This window comes from Streptococcus sp. S784/96/1 (genome assembly GCF_902729355.1).
Taxonomy (GTDB): domain Bacteria; phylum Bacillota; class Bacilli; order Lactobacillales; family Streptococcaceae; genus Streptococcus; species Streptococcus caledonicus.
In genome coordinates this window covers 1-15,974 of sequence record NZ_CACVCC010000040.1, presented here as the reverse complement: position 1 = coordinate 15,974, position 15,974 = coordinate 1, and the positions used below count along the sequence as shown (strand labels likewise).

At 39.8% G+C, this 15,974-nt stretch carries 19 protein-coding genes; 13 read left to right on the top strand and 6 right to left on the bottom strand.

Translation table 11 applies throughout. The annotated features are described in order from the left end of the window. Positions 1-66: 66 nt before the first annotated feature. The 3 genes from GZ996_RS10495 to tgt all read right to left on the bottom strand — a co-directional run bounded on the left by GZ996_RS10495 (position 67) and on the right by tgt (position 2,025). The gene (locus GZ996_RS10495; RefSeq protein ID WP_162012018.1) at positions 67-327 is read right to left on the bottom strand and encodes a hypothetical protein; all 261 of its coding nucleotides are present in this window, start codon (positions 325-327) and stop codon (positions 67-69) included. Positions 328-336: 9 nt separating this feature from the next. After that, positions 337-813: an NUDIX hydrolase gene (locus tag GZ996_RS10490; RefSeq protein WP_162012017.1), complete on the bottom strand. Its 477-nt coding sequence runs from the start codon at positions 811-813 to the stop codon at positions 337-339. A 69-nt stretch (positions 814-882) separates the two neighbouring features. Then, the gene (gene tgt, locus GZ996_RS10485) at positions 883-2,025 is read right to left on the bottom strand and encodes a tRNA guanosine(34) transglycosylase Tgt (protein WP_156806437.1); all 1,143 of its coding nucleotides are present in this window, start codon (positions 2,023-2,025) and stop codon (positions 883-885) included. A 187-nt stretch (positions 2,026-2,212) separates the two neighbouring features. Here tgt and GZ996_RS10480 point away from each other — a divergent pair, with 187 nt between their 5' ends. The 6 genes from GZ996_RS10480 to glnA all read left to right on the top strand — a co-directional run bounded on the left by GZ996_RS10480 (position 2,213) and on the right by glnA (position 6,778). Continuing rightward, positions 2,213-3,409 (top strand): phosphoglycerate kinase, encoded by a 1,197-nt coding sequence (locus GZ996_RS10480; RefSeq protein ID WP_161979931.1) that lies wholly within the window; start codon positions 2,213-2,215, stop codon positions 3,407-3,409. A 455-nt stretch (positions 3,410-3,864) separates the two neighbouring features. Then, positions 3,865-4,026 carry a hypothetical protein gene (locus GZ996_RS10475; protein WP_162012016.1) on the top strand — a complete coding sequence of 54 codons (162 nt, stop codon included), beginning with the start codon at positions 3,865-3,867 and terminating at the stop codon, positions 4,024-4,026. Between the two features lie 44 nt (positions 4,027-4,070). After that, positions 4,071-4,379 (top strand): hypothetical protein, encoded by a 309-nt coding sequence (locus GZ996_RS10470; protein ID WP_161979130.1) that lies wholly within the window; start codon positions 4,071-4,073, stop codon positions 4,377-4,379. A 44-nt stretch (positions 4,380-4,423) separates the two neighbouring features. Then, entirely contained in the window at positions 4,424-4,942 is a 519-nt protein-coding gene (locus GZ996_RS10465; protein ID WP_156806433.1) for an FUSC family protein, read from the top strand. Between the two features lie 86 nt (positions 4,943-5,028). Further along, the gene (locus GZ996_RS10460) at positions 5,029-5,397 is read left to right on the top strand and encodes a MerR family transcriptional regulator (protein ID WP_156806432.1); all 369 of its coding nucleotides are present in this window, start codon (positions 5,029-5,031) and stop codon (positions 5,395-5,397) included. Between the two features lie 34 nt (positions 5,398-5,431). Beyond that, the gene (glnA, locus tag GZ996_RS10455; protein ID WP_156806431.1) at positions 5,432-6,778 is read left to right on the top strand and encodes a type I glutamate--ammonia ligase; all 1,347 of its coding nucleotides are present in this window, start codon (positions 5,432-5,434) and stop codon (positions 6,776-6,778) included. A gap of 181 nt (positions 6,779-6,959) precedes the next feature. Here the strand turns inward: glnA and rnjA are convergent, their stop codons facing one another. Next, entirely contained in the window at positions 6,960-8,639 is a 1,680-nt protein-coding gene (gene rnjA, locus GZ996_RS10450) for a ribonuclease J1 (RefSeq protein ID WP_156806430.1), read from the bottom strand. 1 nt (position 8,640) lies between these two features. Beyond that, complete coding sequence (locus GZ996_RS10445; protein WP_156806429.1) at positions 8,641-8,871, bottom strand: DNA-dependent RNA polymerase subunit epsilon; 231 nt, start codon at positions 8,869-8,871, stop codon at positions 8,641-8,643. Between the two features lie 233 nt (positions 8,872-9,104). Between GZ996_RS10445 and tsaB the strand changes: the two genes are divergently transcribed. From tsaB to GZ996_RS10410, 7 genes are all read left to right on the top strand, one after another. Beyond that, positions 9,105-9,785: a tRNA (adenosine(37)-N6)-threonylcarbamoyltransferase complex dimerization subunit type 1 TsaB gene (gene tsaB / locus GZ996_RS10440; protein WP_161979934.1), complete on the top strand. Its 681-nt coding sequence runs from the start codon at positions 9,105-9,107 to the stop codon at positions 9,783-9,785. Between the two features lies 1 nt (position 9,786). Beyond that, the gene (rimI, locus tag GZ996_RS10435; protein WP_156806427.1) at positions 9,787-10,194 is read left to right on the top strand and encodes a ribosomal protein S18-alanine N-acetyltransferase; all 408 of its coding nucleotides are present in this window, start codon (positions 9,787-9,789) and stop codon (positions 10,192-10,194) included. Between the two features lie 34 nt (positions 10,195-10,228). Continuing rightward, on the top strand, positions 10,229-11,251 hold the full coding sequence (gene tsaD, locus GZ996_RS10430) for a tRNA (adenosine(37)-N6)-threonylcarbamoyltransferase complex transferase subunit TsaD (protein ID WP_156806426.1): 1,023 nt from the start codon (positions 10,229-10,231) through the stop codon (positions 11,249-11,251). A 186-nt stretch (positions 11,252-11,437) separates the two neighbouring features. Then, on the top strand, positions 11,438-11,857 hold the full coding sequence (gene rpsL / locus GZ996_RS10425) for a 30S ribosomal protein S12 (protein WP_121835063.1): 420 nt from the start codon (positions 11,438-11,440) through the stop codon (positions 11,855-11,857). A gap of 18 nt (positions 11,858-11,875) precedes the next feature. Further along, complete coding sequence (gene rpsG, locus GZ996_RS10420) at positions 11,876-12,346, top strand: 30S ribosomal protein S7 (protein WP_156806425.1); 471 nt, start codon at positions 11,876-11,878, stop codon at positions 12,344-12,346. Between the two features lie 297 nt (positions 12,347-12,643). Next, on the top strand, positions 12,644-14,722 hold the full coding sequence (fusA, locus tag GZ996_RS10415; protein ID WP_156806424.1) for an elongation factor G: 2,079 nt from the start codon (positions 12,644-12,646) through the stop codon (positions 14,720-14,722). Positions 14,723-15,423: 701 nt separating this feature from the next. Further along, a complete protein-coding gene (locus tag GZ996_RS10410) occupies positions 15,424-15,735 on the top strand; it encodes a hypothetical protein (RefSeq protein ID WP_162012015.1) in 312 nt (103 codons plus the stop codon). Positions 15,736-15,890: 155 nt separating this feature from the next. Here GZ996_RS10410 and GZ996_RS12300 read toward each other — a convergent pair. Next, the coding region (locus GZ996_RS12300) for an IS3 family transposase (RefSeq protein WP_162011886.1) at positions 15,891-15,974 on the bottom strand (84 nt) is incomplete at its 5' end.

Below are 15,974 nucleotides of genomic sequence, written 5' to 3'. Positions count from 1 at the left end.
TATGAGGCTTTCTAATGAGTTGTTTTGTCGCTTTTCATTATAGGTCATATGGGACTTTTTCTATACTCAAAAAGGCTCCATAATCTCTGCGGGGAATTTACCCACTACAGAAATTATAGAGCCTGAAGAAACCAGTTGCCTGAGTTCTCCGTTGATGATATAGGGATCTGTTTCAAGAAGATTTACTTTATCGCTAGGCAGTATCTCCAGCAATTCTTTAGCAAAAGTGGACTTACCTGCTCCGCCATGTCCAAAAATACGGACAGTGTGTCTTTGGCCATCAGAAAGGTAGTTATGGAGATAATCTAGTAGTTCTATTTTGGTCATAAGTACCTCCTAATTTCCTAGTTGGAAGGTTTGGGCAAAATACTCATCCAAAATCAGTTGGTGTTGGGCATTAACGATAGTGATCTGTTTGGTTTCTTCTTGGGTAAAAAAGCGGAGCTCTAAGGTTTCTTGATTTGAAAAATTAGTAATATTGTAAGGTTGTGTTGCTTCGACCTCATAAGCCATACCAACCGTTTGAGCGATATCACCGTTAGGATAGGAATCTTCAAAATTCGTATAGACATTGAGTAGGCGTTTGGGAATAATAGAAATGCCAGATTCCTGTTTAAATTCCCTAATTAAAGTATCGACGGAACTTTCACCTAGCTCCATACAGCCACCAAGAAGTCCCCAAGTTCCCTTGTCCCCACGCTTTTGGAGAAGAATTTTTCCCTCTTCATTGGTTAAAATACCAACTGCAAAGGTTAGAAAAATGTAATCATGCCCAACTTTTGAACGGATGTATGAAATATAGTCTTGAGTCATAGGTGTCTCCCTTTAGTGATAATTGTAAAAAGACGTTTGAGACAATTAATGCTCAAACGTTCGTTGTTTTTAGAAATTACGCTTAGAACGGTTATACCCGTATTTTTCCATGAAATCTTGGCGGAATTCAAGAAGGTTATCGTCCACGATAGCTTGACGTACCTTTTTCATCAAATTAACTAAGAAGTAAAGGTTGTGGTAACTTGTCAAACGGATACCGAATGTTTCGTCAGCTTTCAACAAGTGACGGATATAAGCGCGCGTGTAGTTTTTGCAGGTGTAGCAATCGCACTCGGGATCTAGTGGCGTAAAGTCTTCTGCAAATTGAGCGTTTTTGATAACAAGACGTCCAAATGATGTCATGCAAGTACCGTTGCGGGCAATACGTGTTGGTAATACACAGTCAAACATATCAACCCCACGGATAACGCCATCGATAAGACTATCTGGTGCACCAACCCCCATCAAATAACGTGGTTTATTTTCAGGAAGTAGTGGTGTGGTGAAGTCAAGAACAGCGTTCATTTCGTCGTGGGTTTCGCCAACAGCAAGTCCACCAATAGAGTAACCTGGGAAGTCCATGCTGACAAGGTCGGCAGCGGACTGGCGGCGAAGGTCTTCAAATCCTGCTCCTTGAACGATACCAAATAAGCCTTGTTCATGTGGACGACGGTGTGCTTTAAGACCGCGTTCAGCCCAGCGACTGGTACGCTCAATTGAATTTTTGACGTAGTCGTAAGGTTGGTAGAATTGAGGGCACTCGTCAAAACTCATCATGATATCAGAACCAAGGTTGTTTTGAATAGAGATAGCTTTCTCAGGAGAAAGGAACATTTTTGAGCCGTTTAGATGGTTTTTAAAGGTTACCCCTTCTTCAGTAATGTTTCGGCTATCAGCAAGTGAATAGACTTGGAAACCACCACTATCTGTTAGGATGGCTTGGTCCCAGTTCATAAATTTGTGTAATCCGCCAGCTTGGGCAATCAATTCATCCCCTGGGCGCAGCCAAAGGTGATAGGTATTTGAAAGGATAATCCCAGAACCCATTTCTTTCAATTCCTCGGGGCTCTGCGTTTTAACCGTAGCTTGTGTACCAACAGGCATAAACATTGGCGTAGGGAAGGTACCGTGTGGGGTGATAATTTCACCGAGTCTAGCACCGGTATGTTTTTCCGTCTTAATGAGACGGTATTTAATAGGGTAATCTGTCATTTTTTCCTCGCTTTCAAGAAATACAGTCTTGTGCAATTTAGTGCTTATCTATTCTACCAAAAAGACAGGGGTTTGTCAGTTGTTATCAGAAGAAATGAAAAAGCGAGAAACTGTGGCAGAATGTTAGCCGTTTAAAATGTTTTGTGATATAATAAACAAGTAAACAAAAAAATTAAGGAGCTTACTAATGGCTAAATTGACTGTTAAAGACGTGGAACTTAAAGGTAAAAAAGTTCTTGTCCGTGTTGACTTTAATGTGCCTTTGAAAGATGGCGTTATCACAAATGATAACCGTATCTCTGCGGCACTTCCAACAATCAAATACATCATCGAACAGGGTGGTCGTGCAATCCTCTTCTCACACCTTGGACGTGTGAAAGAAGAAGCTGATAAAGCTGGTAAATCACTTGCACCAGTAGCTGCTGATTTGGCTGCTAAACTTGGTCAAGAGGTTGTTTTCCCAGGGGCTACTCGTGGTGCTGAATTGGAAGCAGCTATCAACGCTCTTGAAGATGGACAAGTTCTTTTAGTTGAAAACACTCGTTTTGAAGATGTTGACGGCAAAAAAGAATCTAAAAATGACGAAGAGCTTGGTAAATACTGGGCATCACTTGGAGATGGTATCTTCGTAAACGACGCATTTGGTACAGCTCACCGTGCGCACGCATCAAACGTTGGTATCTCAGCAAACGTTGAAAAAGCAGTTGCTGGTTTCCTTCTTGAAAACGAAATTGCTTACATCCAAGAAGCTGTTGAAACTCCAGAGCGTCCATTCGTGGCTATCCTTGGTGGTTCAAAAGTTTCAGATAAAATCGGTGTTATCGAAAACCTCCTTGAAAAAGCTGATAAAGTCCTTATCGGTGGCGGTATGACTTACACTTTCTACAAAGCACAAGGTATCGAAATCGGTAACTCGCTTGTTGAAGAAGACAAATTGGATGTTGCGAAAGCACTTCTTGAAAAAGCAAATGGTAAACTTGTCTTGCCAGTTGACTCGAAAGAAGCTGACTCATTTGCAGGTTACACAACTGTTCGCGATACTGAAGGTGAAGCTGTTTCTGAAGGCTTCCTTGGTCTTGACATCGGTCCAAAATCTATCGCTAAATTTGACGAAGCATTGACTGGTGCGAAAACAGTTGTATGGAACGGTCCTATGGGTGTCTTTGAAAACCCAGACTTCCAAGCTGGTACAATCGGTGTGATGGATGCTATCGTTAAACAACCAGGCGTGAAATCAATCATCGGTGGTGGTGACTCAGCAGCTGCTGCTATCAACCTGGGCCGTGCAGACAAATTCTCATGGATCTCAACTGGTGGTGGCGCAAGTATGGAGTTATTAGAAGGTAAAGTATTACCAGGTTTGGCTGCACTTACAGAAAAATAAGTTTTTAAGGCTAGAAACTAGAGAGTCTGGGATAAAAAGATTTTTAGTTTAGAAAATTTATACCAATAAATCTAATATTCTAATAAACTGTATATAAAAACGAACAAAGATACTCTTTAAATATATAAGAGATAATTTTTGTTCGTTTTTTGTTTTATTGTCCAGAATTTTGTCTCAAACTCTTTGGCTCTTTGTCAACTGTAGTGGGTGACTTTTTTTCTATACATTGTGTAAAGTTTCTATGAAGTACCACGAGTCAGAATAAAGAGTTCGCTCTGGATTTATAGTGCTTTCTAGGATATAATTTTTATTAGAAAAAGTGGATTTATGTGGAGGTGGACGACAAAACCGAAATCGCCTTTTTTGATAGGTTACTGATTTTCCCCGCTCTAAAAGGTGGTAATGTTGTATGCTATAATTACATTAGTAGACGACAAGGTTTTTGAGAAAATCAGATGATTTGGAAAGCGTTAGGTGATAGAGGGGTCTCGCAGTATGCTTACGAAGTGACTGATAGAGACCTTCATATCATTTTGGCATCTTTTGATGATGTTGATATAAGTGAAATTATCGAATTATTTAAAGTTTTTTATCTGATAGTCGGACTTTATCTTTAGTTTTTAATCATTTATCGGCTTTTCTGGGCACGTGTATGGTGACCTTGAATCCAGTTAAGACATTAGAGTTAGCAGAGTTCTATCAAGACTTACATGATTTGTTAAAAGAAGTAGTCTCTGACAAATCCTTGTATAATACTAAAAATTGGGCTCCTCGCCTTACTTTGGTTAATCGTATTTGGGAAGAGTTATTTTCAGAAACTTTTCAGTATTGCTTAGAAACATTTAAATCAATTTCAGGGAAAATAACTGCTATAAAGTTAATCAGAATAGAAAAAATCACCAGGTTAAAACCTTGTTTGACTATTATTTTGTCAATTAAAACTGCTGCTAAAAAGGTTGGTTGTTTTTAAGGTATTTCTTCCAAAAAAATGCTTATTCATGTTAGAATAATCTTATGTGGAAAAATTATCAGTTTGACCCTAAAAAATTTCGTTTAGGGATGAGAACGTTAAAAACAGGGATTGCAGTTTTTTTTGTTATTTTACTTTTTCAATTTTTAGGTTGGGAAGGGACAAATATCGCAGCCTTAACTGCAGTTTTTAGCTTGCGTGAAGATTTTGGTCAGAGTCTGTATTTTGGAAGTTCGCGCATTTTGGGTAATACGATTGGTGGTCTTTATGCTGTCGGGTTCTTCATTTTATCTCAAATGCTACAAGGACAAGCGTGGGTTGCTTTGGCTTTTGTTCCGATTTGTACCATGCTGACGATTATGACCAATGTGGCAATGAATAATAAATCAGGAATTATTGGTGGTGTATCTGCGCTTCTAATCATTACCTTATCAGTCCCATCTGGTGGACCAATTCAGTATGCTGTTGTTAGGGTATTTGAAACTTTTATTGGTGTCTTTATAGCTATTTTAGTTAATGCAGATGTTGATAAAATACGAACTTTGATCAAAAAAGACAAATAATTTCAACACATGTTATAAAATGTGACATAGAAACTTGACAAGGTTTTTTTTAAGCCCTATAATGTAAGAGTAATAGGAGTGTTTTCGTGAAAGAAAAAGAACTAAGGCGAACATTGGCGGTTTTCCCTATCGGTACCGTTATGAAACTGACGGATTTAACAGCTAGACAGATTCGTTATTATGAAGACCAAGGGTTAATTTTACCTGAACGTAATGAAGGGAATCGACGAATGTATTCCTTGAATGATATGGATCGTCTTTTGGAGATTAAAGATTTTTTATCAGAAGGTCTTAATATGGCTGCAATTAAACGTGAATATGAAGCTAGAAAAATAAAAAACCAGCAGAAAAAAACACTGTCAGACGCAGATGTTCGACGACTTTTACATGATGAACTTCGCAATCAAGCGGGATTTGGAGCTCCTAGTACACAACTAGGCGGTATGCGTCTATAACGCATCAGGATTTATATATTTATGGAGAATTCAAATGGCAATCACAGCAGCTGACATCCGTCGTGAAGTCAAAGAGAAAAATGTTACTTTCCTTCGTTTGATGTTTTCAGACATTCTTGGAGTGATGAAAAACGTCGAAATTCCTGCAACTGAGGAGCAGTTGGAAAAGGTTCTATCAAATAAAGTGATGTTTGATGGTTCGTCAATTGAAGGGTTTGTTCGCATTAATGAATCGGATATGTACCTTTATCCTGATTTAGATACTTGGATGGTTTTTCCCTGGGGGGATGAAAATGGAGCTGTTGCTGGCTTGATTTGTGATATCTATACAGCGGAAGGCAAACCATTTGCTGGTGATCCTCGGGGCAATCTTAAAAAAGCTTTGCGACATATGGAAGAAGTTGGTTACAAATCCTTTAATCTTGGACCTGAGCCAGAATTTTTCCTTTTTAAATTAGATGAAAAAGGAAATCCGACTCTTGAGGTGAATGATAAGGGAGGTTACTTCGATTTAGCTCCAACTGATCTTGCAGACAATACACGTCGTGAAATCGTGAATGTCTTGACAGAAATGGGATTTGAAGTAGAAGCAAGTCATCACGAAGTAGCGGTTGGTCAGCATGAGATTGATTTTAAATATGCGGAGGTTCTTAAGGCATGTGACAACATTCAAATTTTTAAATTAGTTGTTAAAACCATTGCGCGCAAACATGGTCTATATGCTACTTTTATGGCGAAACCTAAATATGGAATTGCGGGTTCTGGTATGCACTGTAACATGTCTCTATTTAATGACAAGGGAGAGAATGCATTCTTTGATTCGGAAGATCCACGCGGTATGCAACTATCAGAAGATGCTTACTATTTCCTTGGTGGTTTGATGAAGCATGCTTATAATTACACTGCCATTATCAACCCTACAGTGAATTCATATAAACGTTTGGTTCCAGGCTTTGAAGCGCCAGTTTACATTGCATGGGCTGGTCGTAACCGTTCGCCGCTGATTCGTGTTCCGGCTTCGCGGGGCATGGGAACGCGTTTGGAACTTCGTTCGGTTGATCCAATGGCGAATCCCTATCTTGCCCTTGCGGTTCTCTTAGAGGCAGGACTTGATGGTATTGAAAATAAAATTGAAGCACCAGCTCCGATTGAAACGAATATTTATGCGATGTCTGCTGAAGAGCGCAGAGAAGCAGGTATTATTGATTTACCTTCGACGTTACACAACGCACTTAAAGCTTTACAGGAAGATGACGTTGTGAGAGCAGCTCTTGGTGATCATATTTACTACAACTTCCTTGAGGCTAAACGTATAGAATGGGCATCATACGCAACATTTGTTTCACAATGGGAAATCGATAATTATCTTGATATTTATTAAAAACAAATAGAGATTGGGACAAACCAGCACGATGGCAGATCCCACACCCACAAAACAATGACAACCAATAGGCAAAGCCCTCGCTAAGTGCTATACTCTTAGTGAGGGCTTTGTGGTTGATAACTTAATGATAAAATCGGCTCTTTGTCAACTGTAGTGGGTGACAAAGAGCCGAAATAGTTTATTCATCGGGTGTTAAAATCATCGGAATGATAATTGGTTCACGTTCTGTCTTTTCATATAGGAATGGACGGAGAGCATTGACCGCAGCGCCACTAACGGTTTGGACGCTAGCCTCTTTGTTTTTCAGCGCAATACGGATAGCATTGAATAGTACGCGTTGGCTCTCGCGGATAAGGTCACCAGATTCACGCATGTAAATAAAGCCGCGACTGAGAATGTCTGGCCCCGCCAATATCATTTTTGAACTAAAATCAACAGTAGCAACTGCTAGTACGACACCATCATCAGATAAATCTTTACGGTCACGAAGGACAGCAGCACCGATTTCTCCGATACGGTTTCCATCTACATAAACATCTTGCGCGTTAAATTTACCAGCCATGCGAGCCGAATCTTTAGTCAGAGCAAGTACGTCACCATTTTCCATGATGAAAATATTTTCTTTAGGAATACCTATGTCAATTGCTAGACCGGCATGGACTTTTTGCATGCGGTATTCACCGTGTACTGGCATGAAGAATTTTGGTTTCATTAGGCGAAGCATGAGTTTTTGCTCTTGTTGTCCACCATGTCCAGAAGTATGGATATTATTGATTTTACCATGGATAACCTCGACACCGGCTTCTTGAATGGTGTTGATGAGCTTGTTAACGCTAGTTGTGTTTCCTGGGATTGGACTTGATGAGAAAATAACGGTATCACCTGGTTGCAAGGTTACTTGACGATGCATGCCATTAGCGATACGTGCTAGCGCAGCCATTGACTCTCCTTGGGATCCCGTACACATGATTAAAATGTCGCTAGCGTGATAGTTTTTCATCTCGCTAGGGTCAATGATTGTTCCTTTGGGTACTTTGATGTAGCCAAGTTCAACACCGTTGATGATGGCTTTTTCCATAGAGCGACCAAAGACAACGATTTTACGACCGGTTTTAACAGCAGCTTCTGCGGCCTGTTGAAGACGAAAAATATTTGAAGCGAAGGAAGCGAAAATAATACGGCCATCAATACCTTCGATAATTTTCATGATTGATTGTCCAACGACTTTTTCAGAATTGGTAAAAGTAGGGACTTCAGCATTGGTAGAGTCTGATAAAAGGCAGAGAACGCCTGACTCGCCAAGTGCTGCCATACGGTGTAAATCGGCTGGTTCTCCCACAGGAGTGAAATCGAATTTGAAATCTCCCGTGCAAACCACCTTACCTTGAGGGGTATGGATAACAATGCCTAGTGGTTCTGGGATTGAGTGAGTTGTGCGGAAAAAGGTCACGCTGAGATTTTTAAAGGTTAACTCAGTGTTGTGATTGATTTCATGAAGGGTTGCATCACGAAGTAAGCCGTGTTCTTCCAGTTTACCTTTAATTAATGCAAGAGCAAGTGGCCCAGCGTAAATTGGGACATTGGCTTGCTTGAGCAAGAATGGGATACCACCGATATGGTCTTCATGCCCGTGAGTAATCACCAAGGCTTTAACTCGGTTTAAGTTTTCAACGATGTAAGAGTAGTCTGGGATAACGTAATCGATGCCAAGTAAATCGTCTTCTGGGAATTTAATACCAGCATCTACGATAATAATCTCGTTTTGATATTCAATACCGTAAGTATTTTTTCCGATTTCACCTAAACCACCAATCGCATAAACCCCAACTTCATGTGGTTTTAGATTGATATTAGACATATTAAAGCTCCGTTAAGTTGAATACGCCAGTTTCTTTTTCATAAGCAAGTGATTTATCATCCAAGAGTTGGATGTGTTCGATGTTATAAGCAGTTTTTTCTTCAACTAGCTTACGGGCTTTGATGCGTCCTTCAAGTTCTGTCTGAGCATTAATTTCTAAATAAAGAGATTTAGTCGTCTCACGACGAGGACTACGGTCTTTACTTTCTTGATAAAATACTTTATAAATCATTAGATTTCCTTTCTTTTGAGCGGGTTGACTGTGCAAAAAACAGATCAAAACAATAGCTATTTTGAAAAAAATTATCTCATTACCAGTCTAGTCAATTTTTTACCCGAGTTTACAATTATTATAATTATATCATAAAGTCTATTTTGAGTAAAAAAATCAGTTGAAAATCTTTGTAAAGGTTCGTATTTATGATTTATGGTATAATTGAAATAGATTATATCAAAGGAAGAATAATGAAAGTATTAGCATTTGATACCTCGAGTACAGCATTATCGGTCGCTCTTTTAAATGGCGATAAGGTAATGGCAGAACAAACACTTAATATCAAAAAAAATCATAGCATTAGCTTGATGCCAACAATTGATTTTCTGATGAAGCAACTTGATTGGGCGCCAACTGACCTAGAACGTATTGCCGTTGCAGAAGGACCGGGTTCTTATACGGGTCTTCGTGTGGCGGTTGCAACAGCGAAGACAATGGCTTACACACTTGGTATTGATTTGGTCGGTGTGTCAAGTTTGCAAGCGCTGTGCCCAAAAACAGAAGGCTTAGTAATTCCTGTAATGGATGCTCGTCGGAATAACGTTTATGCTGGTTTTTATGAAAATGGCAGAGCAGTACGACAAGATTGTCACATCAATTTTACAATACTTTTAGAGCAGCTAAAAGATATGACTCAAGTGACCTTTGTTGGTGAAGTAGAAGCGTTTCGAAGCCAAATTGTTGAAGCTTTGCCAAATGCAAGAATCCAACAGACCTTGCCGTCTGCAACACGCATTGGAAAAATTGGTCAATCCTTATCCCCAGTCTCAGCGCATGCTTTTGTCCCAGAGTATCTGAAAAAAGTAGAAGCAGAGGAAAATTGGCTGAAAACGAATCAAGAAGTTGAGACAACTTATATTAAGCGAGTGTAAGATGAGAGATAGGGCAAGTGAAATTTTCGAGGTTTTAACAGACGTCTATGGAACTTCTCCTTGGAATCTCGAACAGATAATTGCTGACTTAGAACAGGAAAATACTGATTATTTTTTTGAATACACAGACGGTCAGCTTAGCGGTTTTTTATCTATTCAAAATCTAGTTGGAGAGCTTGAAATTACTAATATTGCAGTTCGAAAAGAATATCAAGGTCAAGGGATTGCAAAACGCTTGATGGAACAGTTGGACGAACGTTCTGAGACTGTTTTTTTGGAAGTGAGAGAAAGTAATTTACCTGCGCAGGCTTTGTATCAGAAATACCATTTTAAAATGATTGGGCGTCGTAAAGAGTATTATCACAACCCGATTGAAGATGCGATTTTAATGAGAAGAGAAAGGAAATAACGAGAGAATCTGAGAGATTCTTCTTGCTTAAATTATGACAGATAGATATATTTTGGCCATTGAGTCTTCTTGTGATGAGACCAGTGTTGCTATTGTCAAAAATGATAAAGAATTATTAACAAATATTATTGCAAGTCAGGTTGAGAGTCATAAACGATTTGGTGGTGTGGTACCTGAAGTTGCCAGCCGTCATCATGTTGAAGTGATAACAACTTGTATTGCGGATGCCCTGACAGAGGCAGGTATCGCGTCTAAAGACTTGTCGGCAGTGGCGGTAACGTATGGTCCAGGACTGGTAGGAGCTCTTTTGGTTGGTATGGCCGCGGCAAAGGCTTTTGCGTGGGCACACAACCTTCCGCTAATCCCAGTCAATCATATGGCAGGACATTTGATGGCGGCGAACCAGACGCAAGAACTCCAATATCCTTTGATGGCACTTTTGGTTAGTGGCGGTCATACGGAGTTGGTTTATGTGGAAAAAGCTGGTGCATATGAAATTGTTGGGGAGACTAGAGATGATGCGGTTGGTGAGGCCTATGACAAGGTCGGCCGTGTTATGGGCTTGACCTATCCAGCGGGACGTGAAATCGATGAGTTGGCACACAAAGGTCAAGATGTTTACAATTTCCCACGTGCAATGATTAAAGAGGACCATCTAGAATTTTCGTTTTCTGGTCTTAAATCAGCCTTTATAAATCTCCATCATAATGCTGCTCAAAAAGGAGAAACGTTAGTAACGGAAAATTTATGTGCCTCTTTTCAAGAAGCAGTGCTAGATGTTTTATTGGCAAAAACGAAAAAAGCTTTAGAACGTTATTCTGTGAAGCAGTTGGTTATTGCTGGAGGAGTAGCGGCTAATCGAGGGCTTAGGGAACGATTGGCTCAAGAAATCTCAGATATTGAGGTTGTTATTCCTCCGCTACGTCTCTGTGGGGATAATGCAGGAATGATTGCCTTAGCAAGTGTTGTTGAGTATGAAAACAGTCATTTTGCTGATTTATCTCTTAATGCCAAACCAAGCCTTGCTTTTCCTGCAAAATATGGCAAAATAAAATGATTTCTAGGAAAAAATGGTTGACTTAAATTGTCGTATTTGATATTATACTAGACGGTACTTTTTACTTTTGGTCTCTCAAAAGTGTACAGAGACGTGCTGACAAATGTTGCAAAAGTACACGCAGGATTGAGGTTGTCACCAAACGCTCTTTCCAACCAGAATTAAAAAAATACAGGAGAAATGTAGATGCCTACTATCAACCAATTGGTACGTAAACCACGTCAATCAAAAGTTGAAAAATCTAAATCACCAGCGCTTAACGTTGGTTATAACAGTCACCGTAAAGTTCAAACAAATGTTTCTGCGCCACAAAAACGTGGTGTTGCAACACGTGTTGGAACAATGACACCTAAAAAACCTAACTCAGCCCTTCGTAAATTTGCCCGTGTACGTTTGAGCAACCTTATCGAAGTTACTGCATACATCCCAGGTATTGGACACAACTTGCAAGAGCACAGTGTTGTTCTTATCCGTGGTGGACGTGTAAAAGACCTTCCAGGGGTACGTTACCATATCGTTCGTGGTGCGCTTGATACTGCAGGTGTTGCTGATCGTAAACAAAGCCGTTCTAAATACGGTGCTAAACGCCCTAAAGGTGCTAAATAAGGAAGGGAGATAAGATAAATGAGTCGTAAAAACCGTGCTCCAAAACGTGAAGTTTTGCCAGATCCATTGTATAATTCTAAACTTGTAACACGTCTTATCAACCGTGTTATGCTTGATGGTAAACGTGGTGTTGCTGCATCAATCGTTTACGGTGCTTTTGAAACTATTAAAGAGGCTACTGGTAACGATGCAAACGAAGTATTCGAAACAGCTATGGAAAACATCATGCCTGTTCTTGAAGTTCGTGCTCGTCGTGTCGGTGGTTCTAACTACCAAGTCCCAGTTGAAGTTCGTCCAGAGCGCCGTACAACTTTGGGTCTTCGTTGGTTGGTAAACGCATCACGTGCACGTGGTGAACACACTATGCAAGATCGCCTTGCAAAAGAAATTATGGACGCTGCTAACAACACAGGTGCATCAGTTAAAAAACGTGAAGATACTCACAAAATGGCTGAAGCTAACCGTGCGTTTGCACACTTCCGTTGGTAAGATAGGATATTTTAGCGTTGAACAAATGCTAGCTAAAATAGGGAAATTGGCGCAGAAGTTTCAGTTTCTAGGAAATTTTATCTTTTTGGCAGACATTTGTAGCTAAAATTCAACTAAGAACAGGATGCGAGGGCGTCAAGAAAAGCCTAGGAAGATTTGCCTTTTTGACCGCTCGCTCTCAAGTCGAGTTCAATTTTTAACGCATAAACGTTAAAACGGGTGGGCCTCTGCCTATCCGTTTTTATTAAAATATGCTATAATAAAACGTAAACAAATTTTTATAGGAGAAATAACCTAATGGCACGCGAATTTTCACTTGCAAAAACTCGTAACATCGGTATCATGGCTCACGTCGATGCCGGTAAAACAACAACAACAGAGCGTATCCTTTACTACACTGGTAAAATCCACAAAATCGGTGAAACTCACGAAGGTGCATCACAAATGGACTGGATGGAGCAAGAGCAAGAACGTGGTATCACAATCACTTCTGCTGCGACAACAGCACAATGGGATGGTCACCGTGTTAACATCATCGATACCCCAGGACACGTTGACTTTACAATCGAAGTACAACGTTCACTCCGCGTACTTGATGGTGCGGTAACTGTTCTTGACTCACAATCAGGTGTTGAGCCACAAACTGAAACAGTATGGCGTCAAGCAACTGAGTACGGAGTTCCTCGTATCGTATTTGCCAACAAAATGGACAAAATCGGTGCTGACTTCCTTTACTCAGTAAGCACACTTCATGACCGTCTTCAAGCTAACGCTCATCCAATTCAATTGCCAATCGGTTCAGAAGATGACTTCCGAGGAATCATCGACTTGATCAAAATGAAAGCTGAAATCTATACTAATGACCTTGGTACAGATATTCTTGAAGAAGATATTCCAGCTGAATATGTTGATCAAGCAAATGAATACCGTGAAAAATTGGTTGAAGCAGTTGCTGAAACTGATGAAGAATTGATGATGAAATACCTTGAAGGTGAAGAAATCACTAACGAAGAATTGAAAGCTGGTATCCGTAAAGCGACTATCAACGTTGAATTCTTCCCAGTATTGTGTGGTTCAGCCTTCAAAAATAAAGGTGTTCAATTGATGCTTGATGCGGTTATTGACTACCTTCCAAGCCCAATTGATATCCCTGCAATCAAAGGTATCAACCCAGATACAGACGAAGAAGAAACTCGTCCAGCATCTGATGAAGAACCATTTGCAGCTCTTGCCTTCAAGATCATGACTGACCCATTCGTAGGTCGTTTGACATTCTTCCGTGTGTACTCAGGTGTTCTTAACTCAGGTTCATACGTATTGAATACTTCAAAAGGTAAACGTGAACGTATTGGACGTATCCTTCAAATGCACGCAAACAGCCGTCAAGAAATTGAAACTGTTTACGCTGGTGATATCGCAGCCGCTGTTGGTTTGAAAGATACAACAACTGGTGACTCATTGACTGATGAGAAAGCTAAAGTTATTCTTGAATCAATCAACGTTCCAGAACCAGTTATCCAATTGATGGTTGAACCAAAATCTAAAGCTGACCAAGATAAGATGGGTGTTGCCCTTCAAAAACTTGCTGAAGAAGACCCAACATTCCGCGTTGAAACTAACGTTGAAACTGGTGAAACAGTTATCTCAGGTATGGGTGAGCTTCACCTTGATGTCCTTGTTGACCGTATGCGTCGTGAGTTCAAAGTTGAAGCTAACGTAGGTGCGCCTCAAGTATCATACCGTGAAACATTCCGTGCTTCAACTCAAGCTCGTGGATTCTTCAAACGCCAATCTGGTGGTAAAGGTCAATTTGGTGACGTTTGGATTGAATTTACTCCAAACGAAGAAGGTAAAGGATTCGAGTTCGAGAACGCTATCGTCGGTGGTGTGGTTCCACGTGAATTTATCCCAGCCGTTGAAAAAGGTCTCGTAGAATCTATGGCTAACGGTGTTCTTGCTGGTTACCCAATGGTTGACGTTAAAGCTAAACTTTACGATGGTTCATACCACGATGTCGACTCATCTGAAACTGCCTTTAAGATTGCTGCTTCACTTGCCCTTAAAGAAGCTGCTAAATCAGCTCAACCAGCTATCCTTGAGCCAATGATGCTTGTTACAATCACTGCTCCAGAAGATAACCTTGGTGATGTTATGGGTCACGTGACAGCTCGTCGTGGACGTGTTGACGGTATGGAAGCTCGTGGTAACACACAAGTTGTCCGTGCTTACGTGCCACTTGCTGAAATGTTTGGTTACGCAACAGTTCTTCGTTCTGCAACTCAAGGACGTGGTACATTCATGATGGTATTTGACCACTATGAAGATGTTCCTAAGTCAGTTCAAGAAGAAATCATTAAGAAAAATAAAGGGGAATAATTCTCCTAGAGCACTCGATTATTTCGGGTGCTTTTTGATATTCAAGTAACAAGAAAATGAGAGAAAGTTTTATCTGAATAGTATTCGTGATGGAGAAATTCAGATATTTTCAGATAATTATATGTGATAGTTAGACTTTATTATAGCTTTCAGCCGGCTTTTCTCTGGGAGAAAAATACCTAAACTCATTAATCAAGTGATTAAATTATAACCCAACCCTGAGTTCAGCGACCCTCTCCTTAGGCATTGCTGAAGTTTAACGGTTTATAACTAGTGGACAAATCACTCGTTTTCATGAATGGTTTTAACTTAACATAATCAAGGGAATCTATGAGACGATTACATGGTAGTTTATGTTAAGGTATAGATTGCAGATCAGGCTTATAGATATTTTGATATAGTTATAGCTCTAGAAAGAAGAATTGTTAAGCATTAAGATATCATAGTAAAGAAGCCAAGCTAGTCAAAAAGGCTTTGAAAAATCTCCGAAAATTCTATATGGTAAAATTACTAGTTGAGAATCTACATTTTTTGTGTTTCTCCTTACAATGGAGCTAATTTTTATCTGTATTTTTGTAAAGTAGCTGCTGTTCGTGTTTACTTGATTGAAGGTTTATGTTACGATGATATCGTGCTGTAAAGCACTAATCTTTTTAGAATGAGGTATTATAGTGTCTAAATATAAAGTTTCAAGTATCATAATGCTTACTGCGTTATCATTGTTTGCCAGTGTTTCTGCAAATGCAGACGAAGTTCCCACAGTGAGCTCTTCACAAGTTGTTGTATCACATAGAACTTCAGATCCATGTACATCAGAAACCGTAGAACAAGGTGTTAATAGGGATAATTTTGTTAATATCGCGGCCCCAGGAGGGAGAGGAACAGAAGGGTCAGAATGGGTTGATGAACAAGTTCAAAATTTGAGGAAAAATGAAACCGTTACAGTAAGCGTTTCATCAGTTGTTGTATCACATAGAACCTCAGATCCATGTACAGCAGAAATCGTAGGATAAGGTGTTAACAGAGATCATTTTGCTAATATCGTGGCCCCAAGGGGGGAAGGTGCAGAAGGATCAGAATGGGTTGATGAAGACAGTGAAGAATTTAATAAAATTAAGAAGACAGTTTTGTCAAGCCCCGTCTAAAATAGACAGTGTAAAAAAGAACATTAGTTAGTAAGGTATGACTCCCTGAATTCCATAGGGGTCATACCTTTTAATATTTCTTGTGGTCTATCATAGTTATACCAGTC